The sequence below is a fragment of the Gammaproteobacteria bacterium genome, from assembly GCA_003696665.1.
Classification (GTDB): Bacteria; Pseudomonadota; Gammaproteobacteria; order Enterobacterales.
Map to the genome: position 1 here is coordinate 1 of RFGJ01000304.1, position 6,445 is coordinate 6,445.

6 protein-coding genes are annotated in these 6,445 nt (G+C 51.5%); 2 read left to right on the forward strand and 4 right to left on the reverse strand.

Features of this window, described 5'->3' with window-relative positions:
* Positions 1-8: 8 nt before the first annotated feature.
* The 4 genes from D6694_08265 to grpE all read right to left on the reverse strand — a co-directional run bounded on the left by D6694_08265 (position 9) and on the right by grpE (position 4,656).
* Positions 9-794, reverse strand: coding sequence for a 4-hydroxy-tetrahydrodipicolinate reductase (locus D6694_08265; GenBank protein ID RMH42194.1), 786 nt, complete (start codon positions 792-794; stop codon positions 9-11).
* Positions 795-798: 4 nt separating this feature from the next.
* Entirely contained in the window at positions 799-1,920 is a 1,122-nt protein-coding gene (gene dnaJ, locus D6694_08270) for a molecular chaperone DnaJ (GenBank protein RMH42190.1), read from the reverse strand.
* Between the two features lie 102 nt (positions 1,921-2,022).
* Complete coding sequence (dnaK, locus tag D6694_08275; protein RMH42191.1) at positions 2,023-3,942, reverse strand: molecular chaperone DnaK; 1,920 nt, start codon at positions 3,940-3,942, stop codon at positions 2,023-2,025.
* Between the two features lie 126 nt (positions 3,943-4,068).
* Positions 4,069-4,656 (reverse strand): nucleotide exchange factor GrpE, encoded by a 588-nt coding sequence (grpE, locus tag D6694_08280; GenBank protein ID RMH42195.1) that lies wholly within the window; start codon positions 4,654-4,656, stop codon positions 4,069-4,071.
* A 146-nt stretch (positions 4,657-4,802) separates the two neighbouring features.
* On the opposite strand from grpE, the gene D6694_08285 reads away from it, so the two are divergent.
* Together D6694_08285 and D6694_08290 are read left to right on the forward strand one after the other, a co-directional pair.
* Positions 4,803-5,681: an NAD(+) kinase gene (locus tag D6694_08285; GenBank protein RMH42192.1), complete on the forward strand. Its 879-nt coding sequence runs from the start codon at positions 4,803-4,805 to the stop codon at positions 5,679-5,681.
* A gap of 5 nt (positions 5,682-5,686) precedes the next feature.
* Positions 5,687-6,445, forward strand: a 759-nt coding sequence (locus D6694_08290; protein RMH42193.1) for a DNA repair protein RecN, incomplete at its 3' end; no start/stop codon positions are given.

Here is a 6,445-nt window from a genome sequence, read left to right on the forward strand (position 1 = left end):
CGGCTATTTTAATCTTTCCTCGACAAAATTCCGCCAATTTTTTCTTTCAAACCCAACACATCATGCATGTCATAAAAGCCTGGCGCCTGATTCACTAGCCATTTCGCTGCACGCAAGGCACCACTTGCAAACGCCGTCCGGCTAGTCGCACGATGACTCAATATGAGGGCCTCACCCTCCTCACCAAATATGACCTGATGGTCCCCAACAACATCGCCTGCACGAATGACACTAAATCCAATTGTTTCCTTTGCCCGCGCGCCTGTCCGTTCGCCATACTCACCAACTTTCTCAAGCCGAGTGCCACGTGCCTCCGCGACCGCCTCACCAAGACGCAAGGCAGTGCCTGAGGGCGCATCCCGCTTGCCATGATGATGCCACTCCACAATTTCGGCCTCCGATTCCGGCAACGCCCTCGCCACCAAACGCACCAACCACTCAAGCAAGTTCACGCCCGTACTCATATTTGGCGCCCACAGCAATGGGATTTTTTCCGCAAGCTGCTCTAATTCGTACATCTGTGCCTGCGACAGTCCTGTGGTACCACTAATCAAGGGCACCTGATCACGGGCACATTGCCTTGCCACCTCCAACGTAAATTCCGGTTGCGAAAAATCGATCACCACATGCGGCTCATCCAATTCGCGCAAATCCGTCACCACCGGATGCGCAGCGCTCTGTAAAGCGGTCGAGGCCAAAGCCCCCACAAAGAGCATATCCATGCGATGCGCGATCAGATCCCGTAAGGTCTGCCCCATGCGGCCTGACGCACCAGCCAAAGCAACGCGTATAATCATCTCACTGTCCTGCGATTTTTTCGAAGAACGTCTTCACATTATCTAACCAAGACTTTCTGCGTGGCGAGTGTCTTTCGGGTTTGTCTTCCATACTGGCGCGAAACTCCTCCAACAATTCTTTTTGCCGCGCAGTGAGGTTGACCGGGGTTTCCACCACAACACGACACAGCAGATCACCCACACCACCACGTAACGTCGGAACGCCTTTGCCTCGCAGGCGGAATAATTTTCCGGTCTGTGTCTCCGGTGGAATTTTCAACATAACATGCCCATCCAATGTTGGCACTTTTAGTTCGCCACCTAACGCAGCCGTCGCAAAATCAATCGGCACTTCGCAGTAGAGATCCGCATCATGCCGTTCGAAAATTTCGTGTTCTTTGACGGTAACTTGGACATATAAATCACCCGGTGGTGCCCCAGGATCCCCGAGCTCCCCTTCACCGGCCACACGGATTCTGTCTCCTGTATCCACTCCCTTAGGGATGTTCACTTTGAGCGTCTTTTCCTTGCGGACACGCCCACGACCACGACAACTGTCACAATGTTCCCGAATTACTTGGCCACGCCCGCGACAATGTGGACATGTCTGCTGTACGGTGAAAATACCTTGCTGCATACGCACTTGTCCGTGGCCGTGACACGTCGAACAGGTTTCTGGCCGCGAGCCCGGTTTCGCGCCACTTCCATTACACACCGGACAATGCACAAATTTTGGAATGGTGATATTGACCGAAGCGCCTCGCACCGCTTGTTCAAGCGTAATTTCAAGATGGTAGCGAAGATCCGCCCCTGGCTGTGGTCCACGCCGTGCGCGTCCGCCGCCAAAAATATCGGCAAATACATCGCCAAAAATGTCAGAAAAACTCGGTCCGGCATCCGCCCCAAAGCCACCTTGACCAGACACGCCAGCGTGACCAAACTGGTCATAGGCACGTCGCTTCTCTTCGTCGGATAACACCTCGTAAGCAATTTTGACTTCTTTGAATTTTTCTTCGATTTCCGGCTTATCCGGGTTTCGGTCCGGATGATACTTCATCGCCAATCGCCGATAGGCTTTTTTAATTTCGGCCGCACTGGCGTCTCGGGATACGCCTAACACCTCATAATAATCGCGTTGCGACATGGCTACTTTCCATCTTTAACGTTCAAGAAACAACAAAGGGACGCGGACAAGCTCTGTCATCCGCGTCCCGCATCTATCAAAGCCTTAGCGCGACGTCAATAATTACTTCTTATTGTCGTCGACTTCTTCAAACTCGGCATCAACAACATCATCATCGCTGGACGCGTTGGATGAAGCAGAGGCATCTGATTGTGTGCCTTGATCAGCCTGCTGCTTTGCGTACAGCTTTTCTGCCATCTTTGCCGAAGCCTGAGACAAAGCTTGTGTTTTCGCTTCGATATCCGCCTTGTCATTGCCTTTGACGGCTTCCTCGAGTGCTGCGATCGCATCCTCTATCGCCTTTTTCTCCGCGTCGTCGATCTCAACTTCTTTCATCGACTTACGCGTAGCATGAATCAACGCCTCAGCTTGGTTGCGCGCATTGACCAGTTCTTCAAACTTCCGGTCCTCTTCGGCATGCGCTTCAGCATCCTTAATCATGCGTTGAATTTCTTCTTCCGTCAGCCCACTTGAGGCCTTAATCACAATCGACTGCTCCTTGCCTGTGGCTTTGTCTTTGGCCGATACATGGAGGATGCCGTTCGCATCAATGTCAAAGGTCACTTCAATTTGTGGCACACCGCGAGGCGCTGGCGGAATGTCGGTCAAATCGAACTTACCAAGCGATTTGTTCTCGCTTGCCATCTTCCGCTCGCCCTGCAGTACGTGCACAGTCACTGCCGTTTGGTTGTCTTCCGCCGTCGAGAAGATTTGCGACGCCTTGGTTGGAATCGTTGTGTTCTTCTCGATCAGCTTGGTCATGACACCGCCCATGGTTTCGATACCCAATGACAGCGGTGTGACGTCAAGCAACAACACATCTTTCACGTCACCAGCGAGCACCGCACCCTGAATTGCAGCACCAATGGCCACCGCCTCATCCGGGTTCACATCCTTGCGCGGTTCTTTTCCAAAGAACTCGGCAACAACTTGTTGCACTTTCGGCATACGGGTTTGACCACCGACCAAGATCACGTCATCAATGTCGCTGGTCTTAAGCCCCGCATCCTTTAATGCAGTCCGTACCGGTTCCAGCGTCCGCTCAATCAGATCCTCGACGAGTCCTTCAAACTTAGCCCGGGTAATGCGTACATTGAGGTGCTTTGGCCCGGTAGCATCTGCCGTAATATACGGCAAGTTAACGTCGGTCTGTTGCGCCGAAGAAAGCTCGATCTTGGCTTTTTCCGCAGCTTCTTTCAGGCGCTGCATCGCCAATGGATCACCTTTGAGGTCAATGCCTGTTTCTTTCTTGAACTCATCGACCAGATAGTCAATGAGGCGCAGGTCAAAGTCTTCACCGCCCAAGAACGTATCACCGTTGGTGGACAGCACCTCAAACGTTTTCTCGCCATCGACATCGGCGATTTCAATGATCGAGATATCGAAGGTACCACCACCCAAGTCATAGACCGCAATGGTGCGGTCGCCACGTTCTTTATCCAGGCCATACGCCAGTGCTGCTGCCGTCGGCTCGTTGATGATTCGTTTGACTTCCAATCCAGCGATCCGCCCGGCATCCTTGGTCGCCTGACGTTGTGAATCATCGAAATACGCCGGTACAGTGATCACGGCTTCCTTGACTTCTTCGCCCAAGAAGTCCTCGGCCGTTTTCTTCATTTTTTTCAAGACTTCAGCTGAAATCTGCTGAGGTGCCATCGGCTTGCCGTCGACTTCTACCCAAGCGTCGCCGTTTTTCGCTTCAATAATTTTGTAAGGCACCATTTTGATGTCTTTTTGTACGACATCGTCTTTGAATTTACGACCAATCAAACGCTTAATCGCGAACAGGGTATTGTGTGGATTGGTCACCGCCTGACGTTTCGCGGGTTTACCCACCAAAATTTCGCCTTCTTTGGTGAACGCCACAACAGAAGGCGTTGTGCGATCGCCTTCAGCATTCTCGATAACACGCACATTTTTGCCGTCCATGACGGCCACACATGAGTTTGTCGTACCCAAGTCAATGCCAATAATCTTGCCCATTGTCCTACTCTCCTAAATTTCTTTGGTTTCTGCCCGCTCACGCTTGCCGAAACAAACAGAGCTTGCCAACTTCGCTTGCTCTCTAAATGTGGTCTGTTAGGTATTTTTCAAGTTCGAAGTCGAAATTTATGCACTTTCATCAACTTTCGGGCTACCTTTAGACACCACAACCCGAGCCGGACGCACCACACGTCCATTCAACAAATATCCCTTTTGATAAACTTCAAGCACATGGTGCGGGTCAACTTCCGTTGATTCGACCATGCTCATTGCCTCATGGTGCTCGGGGTTGAACGGCTGCCCCTTGGGATCCACGCGCTCCACGCCATGCTTCTTCATCACATCGAGTAACAGCTTCATGGTCAACTCCAAACCCTCGCGCATGGCTTTTGCCGCTTCATCCTTGACTTCAATAGCCAACCCCTGCTCCATAGAATCTAGTACCGGCACTAAGTCCGTCACAAAACGTTCCAGTGCAAATCTTCTCGAATTTTCAGCTTCGCGTTCCATACGCTTTCGCTGATTTTCTGCTTCCGCTTTGACTCGCAGCGCCAGCTCGTAATTCTCCTGCGCCTTGCGTTCCGCTTCCGCGAGTTTTGCCTTTAACGCTTCAATATCATCCGTCGCATCATTCTCGCTTGGCGCTGCTTGTGCCGCATCCTTCTGTACTTCATTTTCAGTCTTCGGTTCCTGCGGTGTCTGTTTGTCATTCATGTCGGTCATTTGCCAATACTCCATTTCAGGATTTCCAAACCTGCCTCAGATATGGGGATCGTTCACCAAGGTTCAAGGGCAAATATCCTTTACCTATGAAGTTTCGGCGCATAGAATCGAAGGAAAGTCTACCGTCTAAACCTTCGATGGCGAGCTTATTCAAATACGTAGGGATCATGGGGAAGCCCAGGAATCAGGCTTCCGCCGACACCATTAAGGCGCTCTTTGCTTTCTTGCAAAAACAAGCCTGTGTCGTTTACGTGCAAAAATCTGTCGGTGAAGAATTGGGATTTCCTGATGATGCATGCCGTCCAGCCGAACAACTCGCCGACTGCTGTGATCTGGTCATCGTCGTGGGTGGCGATGGGAGCATGCTCAATGCCGCACGCATGCTTGCCGACACAGAAGTCCCAGTGATTGGCATCAATCGCGGAAATCTCGGATTTCTGACCGACATCCCTCCGTCGCAAATGGAAATCAAGCTGAGTGAAATCCTGTCAGGCCGCTATCGCAAGGCTGAACGGTTTTTGCTGCACGCGGAAGTGCGTCGGCATGGCGACCTCATCGGGCAGAGCAAAGCGCTTAACGATATTGTGCTCTACCCTGGTGAAATTGCACGCATGATTGAGTTTGACGTTTATGTCGATAACCAATTTGTTTATAACATGCGTTCTGACGGACTTATCGTCAGCACCCCCACCGGCTCAACCGCATATTCGTTATCTGGTGGCGGTCCAATTTTACATCCACGCCTTGATGCAGTGACATTGGTGCCCATGTTTCCGCACATTCTCAGCAATCGCCCGATTGTCATTGACGGTGGCAGTCGGGTGGAAGTGGTGATCTCAGCCAATAACCAAAGCTATCCACAGGTGTCTTGTGATGGGCAAGTCCAAATTCCGGTGGCCCCCGGTGATCGCTTGACCGTGCAGAAATTCCCCAAAAAACTTCAGCTTCTGCATCCGGAAGATTACGATTATTATCACATTCTTCGAACCAAATTGGGCTGGAGTGCCAAGCACTGAACGTCATGCTGCAAGAACTTCATATTCGTCATTTTGCGGTCATTGATGAAGCCAACATCGAATGGCATCCCGGACTGACGGTCATTACTGGCGAGACCGGTGCCGGAAAATCCATCCTGATGGATGCACTCAATGCAGTACTCGGCGCGCGCGGCGACACCACAGTGGTGCCGCCTGGTCAAAATCGCAGTGTCGTCACGGCGGTTTTCGCCATCGCCAATGATTCATCGGCAGCCCATTGGTTGCACGAAAACGGGTTCGAGGCAGCCGACACGCTCATCGTCAAACGTCAAATTGGGCAAGATGGCCGCTCTCGCGCTTTTCTCAATGGCGAGCCCATTACGTTAACTCAATTGCGACAACTGGCAGAGCAACTTTTCGACATTCATAGTCAACATGCTCATATTGCCCTCCTAGACAGCGCGGCACAGTTGGCCTTGCTTGATACGTATGCCAACCTTCAACCACTAGTGCACGAATTTCGGCAGCAGTTCGCCCAGTGGCGGCAGCTGTCGCAACAACTTGCCAACTTGTCCGACGAACGTGAATTTCGTGAACAACGCAAAGCTTTGCTCACTTATCAATTGAGTGAACTGGAACAACTGTCCCCACAACAGGGTGAGTTTGAACAACTGGACAGCGCACATCGAAAACTCACCGCCGCAGAGGCGATACAGGTCGCCTGCGGACAATCAGCCCTTGCGCTCGCCTCGGATGAAGTCAATATCCAAGATGGTTTAAGTCGTATTCGACAAACACTTGAA

Bases quoted from the DNA above. Each gene is read 5' to 3' on its own strand.
- dnaJ (RMH42190.1), bottom strand. From the start codon at position 1,920: ATGTCGCAACGCGATTATTATGAGGTGTTAGGCGTATCCCGAGACGCC.
- dnaK (RMH42191.1), bottom strand. From the start codon at position 3,942: ATGGGCAAGATTATTGGCATTGACTTGGGTACGACAAACTCATGTGTG.
- grpE (RMH42195.1), bottom strand. From the start codon at position 4,656: ATGAATGACAAACAGACACCGCAGGAACCGAAGACTGAAAATGAAGTA.
- D6694_08285 (RMH42192.1), top strand. From the start codon at position 4,803: ATGGCGAGCTTATTCAAATACGTAGGGATCATGGGGAAGCCCAGGAAT.